Here is a 20876-nt window from a genome sequence, read left to right as displayed (position 1 = left end):
GTTATGCTTTCCGCCAGCGCCAGCGCAGCAGCGGCTTGGCCAGGACCAGCCCCGCGACAAAACCGCCGATATGGGCCCATGCCGCCACGGCGACTCCCGCCCCCAGGAACGCGAAAGCGCTGAGCAGGTTGACGATCGTCCAGGCGACCGCGAGCCACACCACATGCACCGCCTGGGCGGGAATGGGACCGATCGCCTTGGCGCGCGAGCGCCCGAACAACAGCGAATAAGCACCAACCACCGCCGACGCCGCACCGCTGGCGCCGATCATCGGCACCATGGATTGCGGGTCAGGCAGCCACTGCGCGAACGCCGCGACGAAGGCGCCCACCACGTAGAGCAGGACGATGCCGAGCGGCCCCAGCGCGCGCTCGGTTTCCTTGCCGGTGAAGCCCAGCATCAGCATGTTCATGCCGAGGTGGAGGAACCCGCCGTGCAACAAAGTGCAGGTCAGCGGCGTGAGCAGCGCCGGCACCGCAGCGAAGTCGGTGCCCATACCGCTGAGCCGCGCCGGGATGAACCCGGCGCGCATGCTCGCGTCATAATCCTGATGCCCCAAGAGGACGGCCGCGCTCACCGCCGCCGTCACCCCGATGATCGCAGTCGTCGCGGTAACCCGCTGCATGAAGGCGCTCAGATGAACTCGATCTTCGACACGAGATAATAGCGGTCGCCGGCAGGCACCGACACCTCGACCTCTTCATCGATCTTCCGGCCGATCAGCGCGCGGCCGATCGGGGAACTGTATGAAATCCGCCCGATGCTGGCGTCGGCCTCGGTCTCGCTGACGATCTGGTAGCGGATCGGCTTGTCGTCCTCATCGAGCAACGTCACCGTCGCGCCGAACACGATCTTGTCGCCCGAAAGGTCTTTGGGATCGATGATCTGGGCGCGGCTCAGCTTGCCTTCGATATCGGCGATCGTCGCTTCGTTCTGGCCCTGCTGCTCCTTGGCGGCATGATATTCGGCGTTTTCCGAAAGATCGCCATGCGCGCGCGCTTCCTCGATCGCATCCACGATCAGCGGACGTTCCGTTTTGAGACGCTTCAGCTCGGCCGTGAGTTTCTCATAGCCTTCCTTGAGCATCGGCAGCTTGTCGACCGTCGCCATACGCCCGTGTCCTTCGTCAAAGCCTCCTCCCCAAGCGCCTCGAGGAAGAGAGCGCCCGCACATCATGGTGATTGGGGAGATCGTTGTGCGAGCGAATATATTAATGCTGCGAGGGGCAAACATCAAGCGGGCGCCTGAAGGGACGCTACAGAAGCCTCCCCGCCCCTCGGTGCGAAATCCCATCCTATTGTCACCCCGGCCTTGAGCCGGGGTCCCGCTGCCTTGCGGTAGCAGAAGAAGCGGGATCCCGGCTCAAGGCCGGGATGACGAGTGGGAAAGCGGCTGTCTCTACCTGAGCGGGGTAAGGCCTATCGCGAGGCGTAGAAGGACTGGAGTGGGCGGACGTCCAGGGTGTTGGTGGCCAGGGCTTCGATCGCCCGCGCGGCGGCGACGCTGCCGGGTGCAGTGGTGAAGTACGGGATCTTCTGGGCCATCGCGGTGGCGCGGATGCCGGCGGAGTCCTTGAGCGACTGCCAACCTTCGGTGGTGTTGAAGATCAGCGCAATGTCGCCATTCTGGATGCGGTCGACGATGTGCGGGCGGCCCTGCGCCACCTTGTTGACGCGCTCGACGGCGATGCCCTGCCCCACCAGATAATCGGCGGTGCCGCCGGTGGCGACGATGGTGAAGCCCAGGCGAGCCAGGATCTGGACGCCGGGCAGAACGACGGGCTTGTCGCTCTCCTTGACGCTGACGAACACGGTTCCGCCCTGCGGCAGCACCGTGCCGGCACCAAGCTGCGCCTTGGCAAAGCTGGTGGCGAAATCCTTATCAATTCCCATGACTTCGCCGGTCGACTTCATTTCCGGTGACAGGACCGGATCGACGCCGGGGAAGCGCGCCCAGGGGAACACCGCCTCCTTGACGGCGATATAATCGATGTCACGGTCGATGACCGGCAGATCCTTGAGCTTCTCACCCGCCATCACCCGAGCCGCGATCTTCGCGATGGGCGTGCCGATCGCCTTGGCGACGAAAGGCACGGTGCGGCTGGCGCGCGGATTGACTTCGATGAGGTAGACCTCGCCGTCCTTGACCGCGAACTGGATGTTCATCAGCCCCTTGACCTTGAGCGCGCGGGCGAGCGCGTGCGTCTGGCGCTCGATCTCGGCGATCACGTCGGCGGACAGGCTGTAGGGCGGGATCGAGCAGGCGCTGTCGCCCGAATGGACGCCGGCTTCCTCGATATGCTGGAGCACGCCCGCGACGACGACATCGTCGCCATCGGCGATCGCGTCGACATCCACTTCGATCGCGTCGCGCAGATACTGGTCGATGAGGACCGGGCTGTCGCCAGAGACCTGCACCGCGGTCTGGATATAGTCGTCGAGCTGCTGGAGCGTGTCGACGATCTCCATCGCGCGGCCGCCGAGCACATAGCTGGGGCGCATCAGCACCGGGAAGCCGATCCGCTCGGCGGCCGCCACCGCTTCGTCGCGGCTGCGGGCAAGGCCGTTAGCGGGCTGCTTGAGGCCGAGCTTGGACACGAGCGCGGCGAAACGCTCGCGGTCCTCGGCCAAGTCGATCGCGTCGGGCGAAGTGCCCAGGATCGGGATGCCGGCATCTTCCAGCGCCTGGGCGAGGTTGAGCGGGGTCTGCCCGCCGAACTGGACGATCACGCCAACCAGTTCGCCGTTCGACTTTTCGACTTCGAGGATTTCGAGCACGTCCTCGGCGGTCAGCGGTTCGAAGTAGAGCCGGTCGGAGGTGTCATAGTCGGTGCTCACCGTTTCGGGATTGCAGTTGACCATGATCGTCTCATAGCCCGCGTCGCCCAGCGCGAAGCAGGCGTGGCAGCAGCAATAGTCGAACTCGATGCCCTGGCCGATCCGGTTCGGTCCGCCACCCAGGATCACGATCTTCCTGGCGGAAGTCGGGTTGGACTCGTTCTCGGGCTCGCCGAAGCTCGGGGCTTCGTAGGTCGAGTACATGTAGGGCGTCTTGGCTTCGAACTCGGCGGCGCAGGTGTCGATCCGCTTGAAGACCGGGCGCACCCCGAGCTTGTGGCGCAGCTTGCGCACATCGGTTTCGGTGACGCCGCCAGTCATCGCCTTGGCGACTTCGCCGATCAGGCCGTGGCTGCGCGCCATCGCCGCGGTGCCCTGACGCATGTTGAGCGACTTGAGCGAGAGATAGGCCAGCCGCTTGTCGCTGAAGCCCATCGCCTTGAGGCGGCGCATACCCTGCGCGTCCTGGGGCAGCCCGTTGCGGCAGACCTGCTCCTCGGCCTCGACGATCTCGGCGATGCGCTCAAGGAACCAGGGATCATAAGCGGTTAGTGCCTGAACTTCAGAAACGGTGAAACCTTCGCGCAACGCCTGGGCGGCGATCAGCAGCCGGTCCGGCGAGCGGATCGCCAGCGCCGCCTCGATCACGTCGCGCGGCGCGCCGGCAAGCTTGTCGACATTGTTGAAGCCGCTGAGGCCCGTCTCGAGCCCGCGCAGCGCCTTCTGCATCGATTCGTGGATGTTGCGGCCGATCGCCATGACTTCGCCGACCGACTTCATCGCCGTGCCGAGCGTGGCTTCAGCGCCCTTGAACTTCTCGAACGCGAAGCGGGGTATCTTGGTGACGACGTAATCGATCGTCGGCTCGAACGAGGCCGGGGTGGCGCCGGTGATATCGTTGGTGATCTCGTCGAGCGTGTAGCCGACCGCCAGCTTTGCCGCGACCTTGGCGATAGGGAAGCCGGTCGCCTTCGACGCTAGCGCCGACGAACGCGACACGCGCGGGTTCATCTCGATGACGATCAGACGACCGTCCTTCGGATTGACTGCGAACTGAACGTTCGAACCGCCGGTTTCTACGCCGATCTCGCGGAGTACCGCGATCGATGCGTTGCGCATGATCTGGTATTCCTTGTCGGTCAGCGTCAGCGCGGGCGCGACGGTGATCGAGTCGCCGGTGTGCGTGCCCATCGCATCGACATTCTCGATCGAGCAGATGATGATGCAATTGTCCGCACGGTCGCGGACGACTTCCATCTCATATTCCTTCCAGCCGAGCAGCGATTCCTCGATCAGCACTTCGGTGGTCGGCGACAGGTCGAGCCCCGAGCGGACGATGCTCAGGAATTCCTCGCGATTATAGGCGATGCCGCCGCCCGAGCCGCCCATGGTGAAGCTCGGGCGAATGATCGCCGGCAGGCCGACATGCTCGAGCGCGGCCAACGCCTCGGCCTCACTGTGCGCGATCGCCGAACGGGCGCTCTCGAGGCCGATCTTGGTCATCGCGTCCTTGAACTTGAGCCGATCCTCGGCCTTGTCGATCGCTTCGGCATCGGCGCCGATCATGATGCAGCCGAACTTCTCCAGCGTGCCGTCATTCGCCAAGGCGAGCGCGGTGTTAAGGGCAGTCTGCCCGCCCATCGTCGGCAGCACCGCGTCGGGGCGCTCCTTCTCGATGATCTTGGCGACGATCGCCGGCGTGATCGGCTCGACATAGGTCGCGTCGGCGAGTTCGGGATCGGTCATGATCGTCGCCGGGTTCGAATTGACCAGGACGATGCGATAGCCCTCTTCCTTGAGGGCCTTGATCGCCTGCGTGCCGGAATAGTCGAACTCGCACGCCTGACCGATGACGATCGGGCCTGCGCCGATGACGAGGATGGAGGAGATGTCGGTGCGTTTTGGCATTTCTAAGCCTTAGCTATGTTTGCGCTTGCGGAGGAGACTTCTAGTTCTCCGTCTTCGGTCTTGAGAACCGTCAGAAAAACTTCGCCGCTGGCGGAAATGAAATGATGAAGTAGCCACTTCCATACTGAGACCACGTCTGCGAGCAGATCAGCTCTTAACTCAGAAAATTTATCAGCAGTGATTGGAATATAAGGGTTCATCTCGTGGAGCCAGCGGTGCGTTCTTCGATAGACCGCCCGCACTTGATCAACAGATAAATTGCAATCCTTATTTGTTACGAGGTGATGCTGAACGCCCACTGCTTCTGCTGGCGGATCTTCGCGATCAATCGCGACGGGAAATATTACGGGAGTGCGCTTCGCCACCTTCGAGAAGATTCGGTCGGCGTTCCACTGGCCGATGGCATCGCGAGGCACACTCTTTAAACCATTCTCCATCGCCACCAGACAGCCAAATGCCACACCTTCTATCGACTTCCTCAAATGGAAAGCTGCAGTCTCTAGCTCGGGATAATCAGACGTATGAGAAAGTTTCAGGCTATCTACGATTTCGAAGCGGGCCCTGATGTTCCGCATAAGCAGACGATACTGTTGAAGAGTTTTCACCCGCAACTCGTCATCGTTCACCGTAGCGTCCCTACGAACTTCTCGAACAAGTAGAGGCTATCCTGCGGTCCCGGGCTCGCCTCTGGGTGGTACTGCACCGCGAATGCCGGGCGATCTGTCAGCTCGAAGCCTGCATTCGACCCGTCGAACAGCGACACATGCGTCTCGCGCGCGTTCGCCGGCAGCGTCTCGCTCAGCACCGAGAAGCCATGGTTCATGGAGGTGATCTCGACCGCGCCGTCGCTCAGCCGCTTGACCGGATGGTTGGCGCCGCGATGGCCCTGGAACATCTTCGAGGTCTTGGCGCCGACCGCAAGCGCCATCAGCTGGTGGCCGAGGCAAATGCCGAACACCGGCTTGCCGCTGTCGAGCATCTGCTGGATCACCGGCACGGCATAGTCGGCGGTCGCGGCGGGGTCGCCGGGGCCGTTGGACAGGAAGAAGCCGTCGGGGGCGAAGCTCATCGCCTGCTCGAAGGTCGCCTGTGCTGGCAGCACCGTGACGCGCGCGCCGGCCTTGGCCAGGTTGCGGAAGATGTTGTGCTTCGAGCCATAGTCGATCGCGACGACGTGGGGCTTGCTCTCGGCGACTTGTTCGCCGGCTGCGTCATAGCCGAAGCCCAGCCGCCACACGCCGCCTTCCCAGCCATAATGCGTTTCGGCGGTGACCGAGATGGCGAGGTCCATGCCCTCCAGCCCCGGCCAGTCCTTGGCCATCTGGAGCAATGCCGGAATGTCGAATTGGCCGTCCTTGGCATGGGCGATCACGCCGTTGGGCGCGCCGCCGGTGCGGATGCGGCGGGTAAGCGCGCGGGTGTCGATGCCCGACAGGCCGATGCGGGCGTGCTTGGCCATCCACGCGTCGAGATGCTCGGTGGAGCGGAAGTTCGACGGCTCGGTCACGTCCTCGCGGACGATCATGCCCAGCGCGTGGGGCTCGTCGGCCTCGACATCGTCGGGGTTGGCGCCGACATTTCCGATGTGCGGAAAGGTGAAGTTGATGATCTGCCCGGCAAAGCTCGGGTCGGTCATGATTTCCTGATAGCCGGTCATGGCGGTGTGGAAGCACACTTCGCCGACTGCCTGGCCCTCGGCCCCGAACCCTCGGCCCCAGACCACGTCGCCAGAGGCCAATACCAATACGCCGGTGGCTCCGGGAGGCGCAGACAAGGGTTTGGCTTCGGCCATCGAGGGGTGGCTCTCCATTCAGGTTGCAGCGATGTCGCTAAGTCGCGGCGGCTAGACCCCCTGCCCCCTCGCGTCAACCGGTTCGCGGGTCTATCAGCGTGACAATCACGATTCACGAGAGTTGGAAATGATCCGAGACGATATCAAGGCGGCCCAGATTGCGGCGATGAAGGCCGGCGACAAGCCGACGCGCGGGGCGATCAGCCTGATCCAGAGCGCGATCAAGAACCGCGACATCGAAGCGCGCACCGGCGGCGCGCCCGCCGACGACGACGCGCTGGTGGTCGAAGTGCTCCAGAAGATGGTCAAGCAGCGCCGCGAATCGATCGAGATGTACACCCAGGGCGGCCGCCAGGAGCTCGCCGACGCCGAAGCGGCCGAGGTGGCGGTGATCGAGCGCTTCCTGCCCCGGCAGATGAGCGAAGACGAGACGCGCGCGGCGATCGAGGCGATCAAGGCCGAGCTGGGCGCCGCGGGCATGAAGGACATGGGCCGAGTGATGGCCGAGCTGAAGGCGCGCCACGCCGCAAGCCTCGACATGAGCAAGGCGAGCGGGCTGGTGAAGGCGGCGTTGAGCTGAGGTGAGTCTTACCCCCGCCTTTCTCGACGAACTGCGCGCCCGGACGCTGCTGTCGGGGCTGATCGCCAAGACGGTGAAGCTGCAGAGGGCGGGGCGGGAGTTTCGTGCCTGCTGCCCGTTCCACAACGAGAAGACGCCCAGCTTCTACGTCAACGACGACAAGGGCTTCTATCATTGCTTCGGCTGCTCGGCGCATGGCGATGCGATCCGCTGGATGACCGAGCAGCAGGGACTGCCGTTCATCGACGCGGTGAAGGAGCTGGCGCAGGCGGCCGGTCTCGAAATGCCCGAGCAGGATCGCCAGTCTGCGCAGAAGGCGGAGCGGGCCAAGGGGCTGCACGACGTCATGCAGGCGGCGAGCGACTGGTTCGAAACGCAACTAGGCGGGATCGATGGCGCGGACGCCAGGGCTCTGCTCAAGCGGCGCGGGATCTCCGACGCGACCCGCCGCGCTTTCAGCTTCGGTTTCGCCCCCGACTCGCGCGGCAAGCTGCGAACCGCGCTGCGCGATTTCGGCGACGCGATGCTCATCGAGGCCGGGCTGTTGATCGATGTCGAGGGCAAGGAGCCGTACGACCGATTCCGCGGGCGGCTGATGATCCCGATCCGTGATGCGCGGGGACGCGTGATCGCGTTCGGCGGGCGGATCATCGGCGAGGGCGAGCCCAAATATCTGAACTCGCCCGAGACGCCGCTCTTCGACAAGGGGCGCACACTCTACAACCTAGATCGGGCCCAGGCCGCGGTGCGCAAGACCGGCCGGGTCATCGCGGTCGAGGGCTATATGGACGTGATCGCACTGGCGCAGGCCGGGTTCGAGGAAGCGGTCGCGCCGCTCGGCACGGCGATGACCGAGCACCAACTCGAGCGGTTGTGGCGGATGACCGAGGTGCCGCTTTTGTGCTTCGATGGCGATTCGGCGGGGCAGAAGGCGGCGCTGCGGGCAGCGCACCGCGCCCTGCCCTTGCTCCAGCCGGGCCGTAGCCTCGCCTTCGTGCCGCTGGGCGACGGGCTGGATCCGGACGACCTGGTCCGTACCAAGGGTGCCGCCGCGTTCGAGGCAATGCTGGCCAAGCCGCAGCAGCTGTCCGACCTGCTGTGGCAGAGCGAAGTCGCCGCCGAACCGCTTTCCACGCCCGAGCAGCGCGCCGGGCTGAAGCAGCGGCTGACGGCGCTGGCGGACATCATCGTCGAGCCAAGCGTCAAGTCGGAGTACAAGGCCGAGTTTCGCGAGCGGCTGGACAAGCATTTCGACCGTGGCCCGCGCGAGTTCCAGCCCCGGCAGCGCCAGGCCGGTGGCGCACGCCCGTCACGGGGCAGCCGCAATGCGCGCGGCGTGTGGCAGCCGCCCGAAGCGCCTCCGTCGGCCAAGGCCCGGACCCTGGGCACCGATGGGCTGGACCCCGCGCTGGCCAAGGCGGTTCTGGCGGGATTGATCCGCCATCCGGTGGAAATCGCCCGCCACATGGAAGTGCTGGGCTCGCTGCGGGTGGCGTCGGGCGCGCTCGGCAAGCTGTTCGAAGCGGTGATCGATGTCGCGCTTGAAGACCGGCAGCTTGATCAAGGTAAAGTCCTCACCATATTGGCGGGGTCTGGATTTGATCAGGTAGCGAGCGAGCTTCTTCGAGCCGATACGTTGCCCTTCTCCTTTTGCCGGGACAACCCGGTGGATGAGGCAAGGGCTCGAGAGGATCTGAACGAGGCGATAGCCGTCTTAGTGTCTACGCCCGTCATCGAGCGGGCGGTGGGCGCTGCGATGGCTGCGGTCACGGCGGCGCAATATGAAGCTGACGATGTTGAATATGCGGCTTTGGTAGAGCGTCATGATCGATTGGCTCAGGAGCGAAAAGCACTGGGAGATCGGCTTGCCAATCTGAGGCTTGCGGACGAAGAAGATTTCGATGAATAGGGCGGCGTATAATGCCGCCATCTGGATTTCGAGGGTTATTGATGGCGAAGGCTAATGGCGGCGGCAACGGCGACGACACCACGATCGACGTGGGTGACGCGCCGCTGATCGATCTGAACGAAGGCACGCTCAAGAAGCTTGTCGCGCGCGCCAAGAAGCGCGGCTACATCACCGTCGACCAGCTGAACGAGATGCTGCCGCAGGACCAGATGTCCTCCGAGCAGATCGAGGACGTCATGGCCGCGCTCAACGACATGGGCATCAACGTCGTCGAGAACGAGGAAGTCGGCGAGGACGCCGAGCCCGAGGACGACACACCCGACGAGGCCGAGGCCGCCGAGGGCAAGGACGACGAGCCCGCCTTCGAGATCGCCAAGAAGAAGGAAACGGTCGACCGCACCGACGATCCGGTGCGGATGTACCTGCGCGAGATGGGCGCCGTCGAGCTGCTCAGCCGCGAAGGCGAGATCGCGATCGCCAAGCGCATCGAGGCCGGCCGGGACACGATGATCCTGGGTCTGTGCGAATCGCCGATCACCTTCAACGCGATCATCGGCTGGTCCAACGCGCTGAACGAAGGCACGATGCAGCTGCGCGAGATCCTGGATCTCGACGCCATGCTGTCCAAGGATCCCGGCGCCGACGCCTTGTCCGAAGAGGGCGAGAGCGAAGGCGACGGCGAGATCACCGAGAAGACGGCAGGCCCGTCCTTCAAGGAAGAGGAAGAGCCCGAAGAGGTCGCCGAGGACGAGGACGAGGATTCGATGACCGAGCGGCGCACGCCGCGGCCGTCGGACGACGAAGAGGAAGACAACACCCTCAGCCTCGCGCAGATGGAAGAAACGCTCAAGCCGCAGGCGCTTGAGAAATTCGCCAACATCACTGCGATCTACAAGAAGTTCTCCAAGCTGCAGCAGCAGCGCCTGGAAGCGATGGCGGCCGGCGGCGAACTGGCGGCGGCGCAGGAGCGCACCTATCACAAGCTGCGCGAGGAACTCACCGCCGAGGTGGAGAGCGTCCAGTTCCACAACGCCAAGATCGAGTATCTGGTCGACCAGCTCTATAGCTACAATCGGCGCCTGACCGCGCTGGGTGGCCAGATGCTGCGCCTCGCCGAGCGCCACAAGGTGCCGCGCAAGGACTTCCTCGACCGCTATGTCGACCATGAGCTGGACGAGAGCTTCATTGCGACGGTGGGGAAGCTCGACAAGAAGTGGAAGGCGTTCGCGGAGAACGAAGCGCCGGCAGTCGACCGCATCCGCATCGAGATTTCCGAGATCAGCCAGGCGACCGGCATGGCGCTGGCCGAGTTCCGCCGCATCGTGAACATGGTGCAGAAGGGCGAGCGCGAGGCGCGCATCGCCAAGAAGGAAATGGTCGAAGCGAACCTGCGCCTCGTGATCTCGATCGCCAAGAAGTACACGAACCGCGGACTGCAGTTCCTGGATCTGATCCAGGAGGGTAATATCGGCCTGATGAAGGCGGTCGATAAGTTCGAATATCGCCGCGGCTACAAGTTCTCGACCTATGCGACCTGGTGGATCCGTCAGGCGATCACCCGCTCGATCGCGGACCAGGCGCGGACGATCCGTATCCCGGTCCACATGATCGAGACGATCAACAAGCTGGTCCGCACCAGCCGCCAGTTCCTGCACGAGCAGGGCCGCGAGCCTACGCCCGAGGAAATGGCCGAGCGCCTGAGCATGCCGCTCGAAAAGGTGCGCAAGGTGATGAAGATCGCCAAGGAGCCGATCTCGCTCGAAACGCCGATCGGCGACGAGGAAGACAGCCATCTGGGCGACTTCATCGAGGACAAGAACGCAGTCATTCCAGTGGACGCGGCGATCCAGGCGAACCTCAAGGAAACGGTCACCCGCGTCCTCGCCTCGCTCACCCCGCGCGAGGAACGCGTGCTGCGCATGCGCTTCGGCATCGGCATGAACACCGATCACACGCTGGAGGAAGTGGGGCAGCAGTTCTCGGTGACGCGCGAGCGTATTCGCCAGATCGAGGCCAAGGCATTGCGCAAGCTCAAGCACCCCTCGCGGTCGCGAAAGATGCGCAGCTTCCTCGATCAGTAAGAAATTCTGCAGCGATTTTCTGGAGGCGCCCTGGATTTACTTCCGGGGCGTCTCTTTTTAGAACCAGTCCCGGTTCGGGACACTGCGTATTTCTATGATAAACCGCGCGTAAACCATGTTTTTACGCGCTTCGGTATACCCCTGAGTTGCACAACGACGGTGCTGGCTCGCCGAGCCGCACTTTCGAGCTTGGGGGCCTATGCCGTTTGACTCCGCACAGATTGCACGACTGGGCAGCAGCTGGGGCGCCATGGGCTCGCTCGTCGCCTCCGACGGTAGCGCCAACCATTCCTATCTGAGGGTCCTGGCCGGCGGGAACCGGCCGCTACGCGACCTTGCCGATGCCGCCCATTATATCTGCCTGCTCCACGGCCGTGGCCCCGGGGTGATCGATCATGCCCGCAACGGCGCGCGCGAGCCGCTGGAGCGCGAGTGGCTCGACGCGGCGGCGGAGGCGTTCGTGGGGGAGCGTGGCTATCTTGCGCGCATCGTCGCCGCGGCGGGGCCCCTACCCAGCACGCCGGGACATGACCGGTCGGAAGCCGCCGCGCACGCGCAGCGCCACGCGCTCGACATGCTGTCCCGTTCCGACCGGGCAGGCTGCGCCGCCGGAGCCGCGCTCGCGCTGGCGATCGACTGGGGCACGGTGCGGCAGTTCCTCAACATCGCCGCGGGCCGGCTCGGGCTTGACATCCCCCGCCTCGGCCTGCCGCTACCGGAAGAAACGGTGAGCGTCGTCGACGCTCTTGCCCGCGAATCGTCCATGGAGCGCGCGATGCTGTTTGGGGCGCAGCAAGTCTTCGCCCAGCATCGCGGCCTGTGGGATTTGCTCGAAGCTCGTGCCGACGCCCGCGATCGGACCTGAGCCTCTGCGCTTGCCAGCGGGCGGCCTCGCCCGGTATCCAGCCCCATGCGTTTCGAAGGTACCCAAAGCTATATCGCGACCGCCGACCTGAAGGTCGCGGTCAATGCCGCCGTCACTCTGCGCCGGCCGCTGCTCGTCAAGGGTGAGCCGGGCACGGGCAAGACGGTGCTCGCCTATGAGATCGCCAAGGCGGTGGGTGCGCCACTGATCGAGTGGGGTGTGAAATCGACAACCAAGGCGCAGCAGGGACTGTACGAATATGACGCCGTCGCCCGCTTGCGCGACGGCCAGCTCGGCGATCCGCGCGTGCATGAGATCGGCAACTATATCCGTCGGGGCAAGCTGTGGGATGCGTTCACTGCCCCCAAGCTACCCGTCCTGCTGATCGACGAGATCGACAAGGCCGATATCGAATTCCCGAACGACCTGCTCCAGGAACTCGATCGCATGTCGTTCCACGTCTACGAGACGGGCGAGGACGTAATCGCCGCCGAACGCCCGATCGTGGTCATCACTTCGAACAACGAAAAGGAGCTGCCCGACGCGTTTCTGCGCCGCTGCTTCTTCCACTACATCAAGTTCCCCGAGCGCGAGACGATGCAGGCGATCGTCGACGTCCATTTTCCCGGCATCCAGAAGCTGCTCGTCAGCCGGGCGATGGACATCTTCTACGAGATACGCGGCGTGCCGGGCCTGAAGAAGAAGCCGTCCACCAGCGAGCTGCTCGACTGGCTGAAGCTCCTCTTGCACGAGGACATGCCGCTCGAGGTGCTTCAGTCGCGCGATGCGGGCAAGGCGATCCCGCCGCTGCACGGCGCGCTGCTAAAGAACGAACAGGACATCATGCTGTTCGAAAGGCTGGCCTTCATGTCGCGCCGCGCGAAGTGAGCGACGCTTTTTTTCCGCCATGTGGAACCCATAAATACCGTTAACCAGTTTTTAACTACCGTTGGGTACCGGTTGGTTCGGGGGGGTACTCTGTAACCGGTGCCCATATGCGTATCTTGGGATCTGCGTTTGCTTTGCTTGTGGCGCTGGCTTGCCCGCCGGCCCAAGCCGACTCCTTGCTCGACTATGTCGGGGAGTGCGTGCCATTCGCACGCGCCGCCTCCGGCATTCAGATCTATGGCGATGCATGGACCTGGTGGGACCAGGCCAAGGGCCGTTATGCCCGGGGTTCCGCCCCGCGCGTGGGCTCGGTCGTCGTGTTCCCGAAAAGCGCGAAGCTTCGTCTGGGCCATGTCGCGGTGGTCAGCCGCATCGTCGACGACCGGGTGCTGATGCTCACGCATGCCAATTGGTCGCGGGTCGACGGTGTTCGCGGCCATGCCGAACAGGACGTGACTCTATTCGACGTGTCCCCGCGAGGCGACTGGAGCGAGGTCAAGGTGTGGTATCGCGACATGGAAGGGCTCGGCGGTTCGACCTATCCGGTCAAGGGCTTCATCTATGGCACGCCCGATCGTGGAGCCTCGCCGGCTGTCCGCATCGCCCGCCCCTCCTCGCAGCTCACCAGCCGCAATCCGGATTATGTCGGTTCGCTGATCGACGCCTACGCCCGCTGAGCTTGTCCGCCACCGGGTGCTGACGCATGGTGGCGCGATGCAGGCAGGAACGAGCGACCGGCGGTGGCCATGGCTATTGGCCGCGATCATGGTGCTGGGCCTCGCGCTTCGGATCGCCGGTGCACAGGGCGGGCTGTCGCTCGACGAGGCATGGTCGTCGGTTCAAGCGCGCGACGCCGGGACGCCGCTCGGCATCTTCCTGAACATCAATCACGACAACAATCACCATCTCAATTCGCTGTGGCTGCTGCTGGTCGGCTTCGATGCGCCGCCGCTGCTTCAGCGCGCGCTGTCGATCGCATCAAGCACGCTCGCCATCCTGGTGGTGGCGTGCCTTGGCCGCCGGCGCGGAGCCGCACTGGGCCTGCTTACCGCGCTGCTTTTCGCGGTGTCGCCGGTGCTGGTCACGTTGGGATCCGAAGCGCGCGGCTATGCGCCGATGTCGCTCGCCCTGCTGACCGCCCTGCTCCTCATCGACCGCTGGCTCGCCGGCGAAAGCCGGGACAGCCCGGCGCTCTCGCTCGCGCTGTGCTTCTTCATCGGCGCGCTGTTCCAGCTTACCATCCTTTTCGGCCTGTGCGCGGTCGCCGGCTGGGTGTTCTTCACGCTGCGGCGGCGGGACGGCTTCGGCCGCGCGGCCAGAGCTACCCTGCGCCTGTTCCTGCCCACCGCGATCGGCGTTGGGCTGGTCTTCGCGATCATCGCTTATGGCGCGCTGACGCATCAGGGCTTCCACTTCGGCAGCTATGATCGCTTCGAGTTTATGTGGTTCCTGCGCGGCCTGACCGAGATGTACGGCTACACGCTCGGGCTTCCGGGAATGCCCCTGCCGTTGCTCGCGCTGGTTCCCGCCCTGCTCGTTCTCTTGCCCGGGACGGGCGTGAGCCGCCTGCCCTTGCACCGCCTGGCGATCCTCGGTTTTCCGATTGCGCTCGCGGTGCTGCAGGCGGGCAATGTCGGGCACCCTCGTTATTATCTGCTCTGCGGCTTGTCGCTGCTCATTTTGCTGGCCGAAATGCTGTGGCTGGAGATTCGCGGCGGTGGGTGGCGCCGCTGGGTCGCCGCCGCCGCGGGGATCGTGATCCTCGCCGGCAGCATTGGCTGCGACATCGACCTGGCGATCAACCGCCGCGGCGACTCGCTCGCCACCATTTCGGCGCTCAAGGCCCGCGCGCCGCAGGGGGCCCGTATCTTGCTCGATGGCACCATCGGCCGCGCCGTTCTGGAGAGCGCCGCCGCGAGCGCGCACTATCCGATTGCGATTGTGCAGGCCGAATGCCCGCCGCCGCGCTTCCTCTACTTCTTCCGCTTCCGCGGCGAGGCACGCACTCCCCGGCTGGTTCATTGCGGCCGTCGCTACGCGGAGATAGCGGGCATGCAGGCGCGCGGCTTTTCGGGCACCCCCTGGACGCTCTACGAACTCCAGCCCTAGAATGCAGGCATGTTCCTCGCCTTTCTCGACGCACTACGCACCGCCGGCATCCCTGCGGGCCTGAAGGAACATCTGGTGCTGCTCGAAGCGCTCGACCGCGAGGTGATCGAGCGTACGCCCGAGGACTTCTATTATCTCGCCCGCGCGATCTATGTGAAGGACGAGGGTCTGATCGACCGCTTCGACCAGGTGTTCGCGCGGGTGTTTCGCGGCGTGCTTGACGGCGAGAGCCTCAACACCGACCTGCCCGAGGAGTGGCTGCGTGCCGTGGCCGAGAAATATCTCACGCCCGAGGAGATGGCCGCGGTCCGGTCGCTGGGCGACTGGGACACGATCATGGAGACGCTCAAGCAGCGCTTGGCGGAGCAGCATGAACGCCATGAGGGCGGCAGCAAGTGGATCGGGACCGGCGGCACCTCCCCCTTCGGTAATGGCGGCTACAATCCCGAAGGCGTGCGTATCGGTGGCGAGAGCCGGCACAAGCGCGCGATCAAGGTGTGGGAAAGCCGCGAGTTCCGCAACCTGGACAGCGCCCGCGAACTCGGCACCCGCAACATCAAGGTGGCGTTGCGCCGCCTGCGCCGCTTCGCGCGCGAGGGTGCCGCCGACGAGCTCGACATCGATAGCACGATCGCCGGCACCGCGCGGCAGGGCTGGCTCGACGTGCGGATGCGGCCCGAGCGCCACAATGCCGTAAAGCTGCTGCTGTTCCTCGATGTCGGCGGATCGATGGATCCGCACATCAAGCTATGCGAGGAGCTGTTCTCCGCCGCGACGGCCGAGTTCAAGAACCTGGAATTCTTCTACTTCCACAATTGCGTCTATGAAGGCGTGTGGAAGGACAACCGACGGCGCACGGCCGAGCGCACCGCCACATGGGATGTGCTCCACAAGTTCGGACACGATTACAAGCTGGTGTTCGTCGGCGACGGGTCGATGAGCCCGTACGAGCTCACGCACCCGGGCGGTTCGGTCGAGCACATGAACGACGAAGCCGGTGCGGTGTGGCTCAAGCGCCTGATCGATACCTACCCGGCCGCGGCATGGCTCAACGTGCTTCCCGAGGCGCATTGGAACTACACCCAGTCGGTCCAGATCGTCCGTCAGCTGATGCGCGACCGCATGTATCCGCTGACACTCTCGGGGTTGGACGACGCGATGCGCGAACTCAGCCGCAAGCGCTGAGCGTTACAGCCGCTCCACCGCGCGGTGGAGCCGGCGCAGCACCGCGCTGTCATGCGCCTGGCCCGCCGCCGCTTCCGACGCCAGCGCCATCAGCCGCACCGCGCCGAAGCTTGCCGACAGCCCCTTGAGCCGCAGAGCATAGGAAGCCCATTCGTCCGGGCTTTCGGCGCCCTTCATGCCACGCAGGCAGCGCTTAACGCTGTCGAGGAAGGACTCGCGAAGCTCCGCGATCAGCGCAGGCTCGTCGCCCACTGCCGCCGCCAAGGTCGCGTCGATTGCACCCGGATCATAGGCCATTGGCCTTGCACTACGCGTTCAGGGTTAATCACTGGTTTCTTCGGTGGTGGGCGGAACTGCTTTTGTGGTAAACGGCGCCCCATGATTGGGGGAAAACCGGCTATCTCGTCCTCGGAACCGTTCGCGGCAGTGGAGGAGGACATGCTCCGACCCGCGCCCGTGGAAGCCGAGCGTTTCATCACCGAGGACTATGAGGAGGCCGAGGAAGAGGCTCCCCGGCCCCGCAGTGGGTGGGTGCTTCCCGTGCTCGCAATCGTAGCTTCCGGCGCGTGGATCGGCGGCATGCTATGGTGGAGCGCGCCCGCGCTTTCCGGGCTTGCTCCGGTCGCGCTGGTCCAATTCATCGCCGCGCTGTGCGTGCCCGTGGCCCTGATCGGGATCCTCTACCTCCTCGCGCTGCGCACCAGCCGCGCCGAGGCGCGGCGCTTCGGGACGACGGCCCAGGCGATGCGAGCGGAGGCAGCGAACCTCGAGCGAGTAGTCGGCGCCCTGTCGCAGCGGATCTCCGACAACCGCGCCGCGCTCTCCGAACAGACGGCCGTGCTCATGGCGATGGGTGACAACGCCGCTGCGCGGCTTGAAGCGGCGTCGGACAGCGTGGTGCGGCAATCGAACAAGATCGACACCAGCACACGCCTGCTCGGCGAAGCGATGGACAATGCCGATCGCCGGTTCGAAACGATCTTCACGCTCCTGCCCAAGGTGCATGCGGAGATGCACGGCCTGAGCGGGCGAGTCGACGAGGCCGGGCTGCTGGCCAGCCGCCACGCCGCCTCCCTCGATGCGCAGCTGAGCGCGCTCGGCGAGCGCGGGCGCGAGGCCAATCAGGTTGCTGGCGGCGCCGCCGAGCGTCTCTCGGCGCACATCGCGCGCATGGAATCGATGAGCGAAGCGGCGGGGGTGCGCCTGGAGAAGGTGACCGAGCAGATGTCCACCGCGGTGGACGAAGTGCTCGATCGTACCGCCGGGGCAGTGGACGAGGCGCGCAAGGGCATCGCCGCGCAGGGCGAGGCAATCCTGGCGATGCTCGGCGCCAACCAGGCAGCGCTCGACCGCGCCGGCAGCGACAGCGCCGCCATGCTGGGCGAGCGCATGGCCGATATCGAAGAAACAATCGGCCGGATCAGCGTACGGCTTGCCGAGGAACAGGCACGCGGCGACCTGCTGTTCGTCGGCCTGTCATCCGGTGCCGAGCGAGTCGACCGCACGCTGGAGGGTACCCATGCCGCCGGGATCGCGAAGACCAGGGAACTGGCAGGCTCGCTCGACGAGGTGCAGCAAGCCATCACCGGCATGTTCGACAGCCTGCGGACCGGCGACAGCCTGGCCCGGTCGGTCATCACCACCGCCGACGAACTGCTCACCGCGCTCGATGCGTCCGCGCGCGAAATCGACGAGACCCTGCCCGAGGCGCTGAGGCGGCTCGAGGACCGGATCGCCGCGACTCGCCAGTCGGTGGCGAGCACGCGTCCCGAGTTCCAGCAGCTGGTCGACGGCGCGCAGGCCACCCACCGCTCGGTCGAGGGCATCGCCAGGCTGGTTACGCAGCAGCGTGAAGCGCTTGCCGGCACCCAGGCGGACCTGATCAAGACGCTGGAGGCCGGCGGCGACCGCGTCGAGGCGATCGGCGCGGCAGTGGAGGAAACCGCCGCGGTCACGCGCCGTTTCGCGGAGACCGCCGCACCCGAACTGGTCGAAGCGCTGCTCCGCGTCCGCGAAACCGCCAATGCCGCCGTCGAGCATTCGCGCGACGCCTTCGCGACCATCGTCCCAGAGGCGACGCGTGCGCTGGAGGAAGCGAGCGGATCGGCGCTGAAGCGCGCAGTGGGCGATACGGTTCGGCGTCAACTCGCCGAGCTCGCCGAGACCACCGAGGCGACGGTCACCGCCGCAGCCCGTGCGTCCGAACGGCTGGGCGAGCAGATACATGCGCTCGCCGAAGCGACGACGCAAGTGGAGCGCCGCATCGACGCCGCGCGTACCGAACAGGAAGAGTCCGACAGCGAAGGTTTCACCCGCCGGGTGTCGCTGCTCATCGAGGCGCTGAATTCGGCATCGATCGACATCGCCAAGGCGTTTTCTGCGGACGTCGCCGACAGTGCCTGGGCGGCCTATCTGAAGGGCGACCGCGGCGTCTTCACGCGCCGCGCCTCCCGTCTGCTCGATCCTTCCGAAACGAAAGAGATCGCCAGGCTCTACGACACGGACGACGCGTTCCGCGACAACGTCAACCGTTACATCCATGACTTCGAGTCGATGCTGCGCCAGATCCTGGCGCTTCGTGACGGCTCGCCTCTGGGGGTCACGCTGCTCTCGTCCGACATGGGCAAGCTGTATGTCGTGGTCGCCCAGGCGATCGAGCGGCTGCGTACTTGATCGGGCGGCGCATGGCACCGCTACAGGACCTCTTATCGGGCGCCTTTGGCTACGTACCCGGGTGCAGCCAGTCGAGCATCTCGATGGTCAGCCATCCCTCGACATAGTTGAGGTAGTACAGCCCGAACAGGATCGTCGCGACCAAGGTCGTCCACAACGCGATCCTGCCCGGGCGAAACTCATGCGGGGCGCTTTCGGCCTGACCCGGCACCAACTCCACGCCTGCTTCGTGCGCAGTTCGTACGCCGAACGGCAGCACGAGGAACACAGAGAAGGCCCAGAACAGGAAGTAGATCGCCAGGGCCGATTGCCACCGCACGGTTTAGATCTCCACGATCAGCACGTCGACCACCGGCTTCTTGCCGGTGAAGCGGGTTGCGGCACGCCGCACCGCCAGCCGCACGCTCTCGCGCAGCTTGTTCCGGTCACGCCCGTCCTTGCGCACGGCTTCGGCGGCGGCCGCAGCGGCTTCCTCCAGGAACTCGTCGCGGTCTTCCTCAACCGGCACGCCCTGCACCCGCACCTGCGGATCACCGACCAATTGCCCCTTGCGCACCGCGACCGCGACCGAGAGCTGGCCGTACAGCGCCAGACGCCGCCGCTCGTTGATGGTCGTGCCATCCGCCGGCAGGATCACATCGCCGTCGATCACGAGGCGCCCGACCGGCGCATGGCCGATCTTCTGCGGGCCGTCGGGCGCGAGCCGCCAGACTTCGCCATTGGTCTGCGTCGCCGCGTGCGGCACCCCCTGGCTCAGCGCGAAGCGGGCATGCTCGTGCAAGTGCCGCGCCTCGCCGTGCACCGGCATGACGATCTGCGGCCGGATCCACTTGTACATCTGGGCAAGTTCGGGACGGCCGGGGTGACCCGACACGTGCACGAACGCCTGGCGGTCGGTGACCAAATTCACGCCCTTCGAAGCCAGCGTGTTCATGATCTTGCCGATAGCGACCTCGTTGCCGGGGATCTGCCGCGACGAGAAGATCACGGTGTCGCCCTGGCTCAGCTTCAGCTGGTGGTTGCCCTCGGCGATGCGCGCCAGCGCAGCGCGCGCTTCACCCTGCCCGCCGGTGCCGACCATCAGGATCTCCGCCGGCGGCAGCGTCATGGCGGTGTCGAAATCGACCGTTTCGGGGAAGTCGCGCAGATAGCCGGTCTGCTTCGCAACCCGCAGGATGCGGTCGAGCGAGCGGCCCGCGACGCATAGCTTACGCCCGGTATCGCGTGCGACTTCGCCCAGCGTCTGCAGCCGCGCGGCGTTGGAGGCAAAGGTCGTGACCAGCACGCGGCCCTTGGCAGCACCGACGACTTCAAAGAGCCCCGTGCGGACATCGGCCTCAGAACCCGAAGCCTCGGCCTGGAACACGTTGGTAGAATCGCAGACCAGCGCCGCAATGCCTTTGTCACCGATCGCCGCGAGCTCGGCCGGAGTGGACGCACCACCAAGAGCGGGTGCGTCGTCGAGCTTCCAGTCGCCGGTGTGAAACACCCGGCCCGCCTTGGTTTCGATCAGCAGCGCGTTCGCCTCGGGGATCGAGTGCGCGAGCGGCGTGAAGGTGATCGAGAACGGGCCGACGCGGAACGGTCCTTTCTCGGTGATCATCTTCAGTTCGACGCGGTCCTGGATACCCTCTTCTTCCAGCTTGCCGCGCACCAGGCCCGTCGTGAACGGCGTGGCATAGATCGGCACGTCGAGATCGGCGGCGAGATAAGGCAGCGCGCCGATATGATCCTCGTGGCCGTGAGTCAGCACGATGCCGACCAGATCGTCCAGTCGCTCTTCGATGAACTGCAGGTCCGGCAGGATCACATCGATGCCGGGATAGGCAGCGTCGGCGAACGTCACGCCGCAATCGACCATCAGCCATTTGCCCTGGGTGCCGTAAAGATTGACGTTCATGCCGATCTCGCCCGAACCACCGAGCGCGACGAAAAGGAGTTCGTTTCCGGGAGTCACTCTGTTCCTAACTCTGTTTCACCGCACCCAGAAGGGGCGCGGGGTGCTGCCGTCCGGCAGCGATACTTGTTCCTGTGGTGGCGGCAGCGGCC

17 protein-coding genes are annotated in these 20876 nt (G+C 65.2%); 9 read left to right on the top strand and 8 right to left on the bottom strand.

Annotated elements, in window-relative coordinates; genetic code table 11:
- Position 1 precedes the first annotated feature (1 nt).
- From LZ586_RS02040 to carA, 5 genes are all read right to left on the bottom strand, one after another.
- On the bottom strand, positions 2 to 625 hold the full coding sequence (locus LZ586_RS02040) for a rhomboid family intramembrane serine protease (protein WP_235078038.1): 624 nt from the start codon (positions 623 to 625) through the stop codon (positions 2 to 4).
- An 8-nt stretch (positions 626 to 633) separates the two neighbouring features.
- Complete coding sequence (greA, locus tag LZ586_RS02035) at positions 634 to 1110, bottom strand: transcription elongation factor GreA (protein ID WP_235078037.1); 477 nt, start codon at positions 1108 to 1110, stop codon at positions 634 to 636.
- Between the two features lie 308 nt (positions 1111 to 1418).
- Positions 1419 to 4745, bottom strand: coding sequence for a carbamoyl-phosphate synthase large subunit (carB, locus tag LZ586_RS02030; RefSeq protein ID WP_235078036.1), 3327 nt, complete (start codon positions 4743 to 4745; stop codon positions 1419 to 1421).
- A 2-nt stretch (positions 4746 to 4747) separates the two neighbouring features.
- Positions 4748 to 5371: a hypothetical protein gene (locus tag LZ586_RS02025; protein WP_235078035.1), complete on the bottom strand. Its 624-nt coding sequence runs from the start codon at positions 5369 to 5371 to the stop codon at positions 4748 to 4750.
- Positions 5368 to 6537 carry a glutamine-hydrolyzing carbamoyl-phosphate synthase small subunit gene (carA, locus tag LZ586_RS02020; RefSeq protein ID WP_235079701.1) on the bottom strand — a complete coding sequence of 390 codons (1170 nt, stop codon included), beginning with the start codon at positions 6535 to 6537 and terminating at the stop codon, positions 5368 to 5370. The genes LZ586_RS02025 and carA overlap by 4 nt, the downstream gene beginning before the upstream one ends.
- Positions 6538 to 6664: 127 nt before the next feature.
- On the opposite strand from carA, the gene LZ586_RS02015 reads away from it, so the two are divergent.
- From LZ586_RS02015 to LZ586_RS01980, 8 genes are all read left to right on the top strand, one after another.
- Complete coding sequence (locus LZ586_RS02015) at positions 6665 to 7117, top strand: GatB/YqeY domain-containing protein (RefSeq protein ID WP_235078034.1); 453 nt, start codon at positions 6665 to 6667, stop codon at positions 7115 to 7117.
- Position 7118: 1 nt separating this feature from the next.
- Positions 7119 to 9026 (top strand): DNA primase, encoded by a 1908-nt coding sequence (gene dnaG, locus LZ586_RS02010; RefSeq protein WP_235078033.1) that lies wholly within the window; start codon positions 7119 to 7121, stop codon positions 9024 to 9026.
- Between the two features lie 41 nt (positions 9027 to 9067).
- Complete coding sequence (gene rpoD, locus LZ586_RS02005; protein WP_235078032.1) at positions 9068 to 11107, top strand: RNA polymerase sigma factor RpoD; 2040 nt, start codon at positions 9068 to 9070, stop codon at positions 11105 to 11107.
- A 199-nt stretch (positions 11108 to 11306) separates the two neighbouring features.
- The gene (locus tag LZ586_RS02000) at positions 11307 to 11972 is read left to right on the top strand and encodes a DUF6975 family protein (RefSeq protein ID WP_235078031.1); all 666 of its coding nucleotides are present in this window, start codon (positions 11307 to 11309) and stop codon (positions 11970 to 11972) included.
- A gap of 45 nt (positions 11973 to 12017) precedes the next feature.
- Positions 12018 to 12860, top strand: coding sequence for an AAA family ATPase (locus tag LZ586_RS01995; RefSeq protein WP_235078030.1), 843 nt, complete (start codon positions 12018 to 12020; stop codon positions 12858 to 12860).
- 107 nt (positions 12861 to 12967) lie between these two features.
- Positions 12968 to 13537 (top strand): CHAP domain-containing protein, encoded by a 570-nt coding sequence (locus tag LZ586_RS01990; RefSeq protein WP_235078029.1) that lies wholly within the window; start codon positions 12968 to 12970, stop codon positions 13535 to 13537.
- A 37-nt stretch (positions 13538 to 13574) separates the two neighbouring features.
- On the top strand, positions 13575 to 14969 hold the full coding sequence (locus tag LZ586_RS01985; RefSeq protein WP_235078028.1) for a hypothetical protein: 1395 nt from the start codon (positions 13575 to 13577) through the stop codon (positions 14967 to 14969).
- A 9-nt stretch (positions 14970 to 14978) separates the two neighbouring features.
- Positions 14979 to 16154, top strand: coding sequence for a vWA domain-containing protein (locus LZ586_RS01980; protein WP_235078027.1), 1176 nt, complete (start codon positions 14979 to 14981; stop codon positions 16152 to 16154).
- 3 nt (positions 16155 to 16157) lie between these two features.
- Here the strand turns inward: LZ586_RS01980 and LZ586_RS01975 are convergent, their stop codons facing one another.
- Entirely contained in the window at positions 16158 to 16451 is a 294-nt protein-coding gene (locus LZ586_RS01975; RefSeq protein WP_235078026.1) for an Hpt domain-containing protein, read from the bottom strand.
- Between the two features lie 141 nt (positions 16452 to 16592).
- Between LZ586_RS01975 and LZ586_RS01970 the strand changes: the two genes are divergently transcribed.
- On the top strand, positions 16593 to 18827 hold the full coding sequence (locus tag LZ586_RS01970) for a hypothetical protein (RefSeq protein WP_235078025.1): 2235 nt from the start codon (positions 16593 to 16595) through the stop codon (positions 18825 to 18827).
- A gap of 49 nt (positions 18828 to 18876) precedes the next feature.
- Here LZ586_RS01970 and LZ586_RS01965 read toward each other — a convergent pair whose 3' ends face one another.
- Complete coding sequence (locus LZ586_RS01965; protein ID WP_235078024.1) at positions 18877 to 19146, bottom strand: DUF1467 family protein; 270 nt, start codon at positions 19144 to 19146, stop codon at positions 18877 to 18879.
- A gap of 3 nt (positions 19147 to 19149) precedes the next feature.
- A complete protein-coding gene (locus LZ586_RS01960) occupies positions 19150 to 20727 on the bottom strand; it encodes a ribonuclease J (RefSeq protein ID WP_235079700.1) in 1578 nt (525 codons plus the stop codon).
- Positions 20728 to 20876 lie beyond the last annotated feature (149 nt).

Origin of the sequence: Sphingomonas sp. S2-65 (assembly GCF_021513175.1) — a bacterium.
GTDB lineage: Bacteria > Pseudomonadota > Alphaproteobacteria > Sphingomonadales > Sphingomonadaceae > Sphingomonas.
Note: the sequence above shows the minus strand (reverse complement) of the source record. Positions and strands in the feature narration are given on the sequence as shown.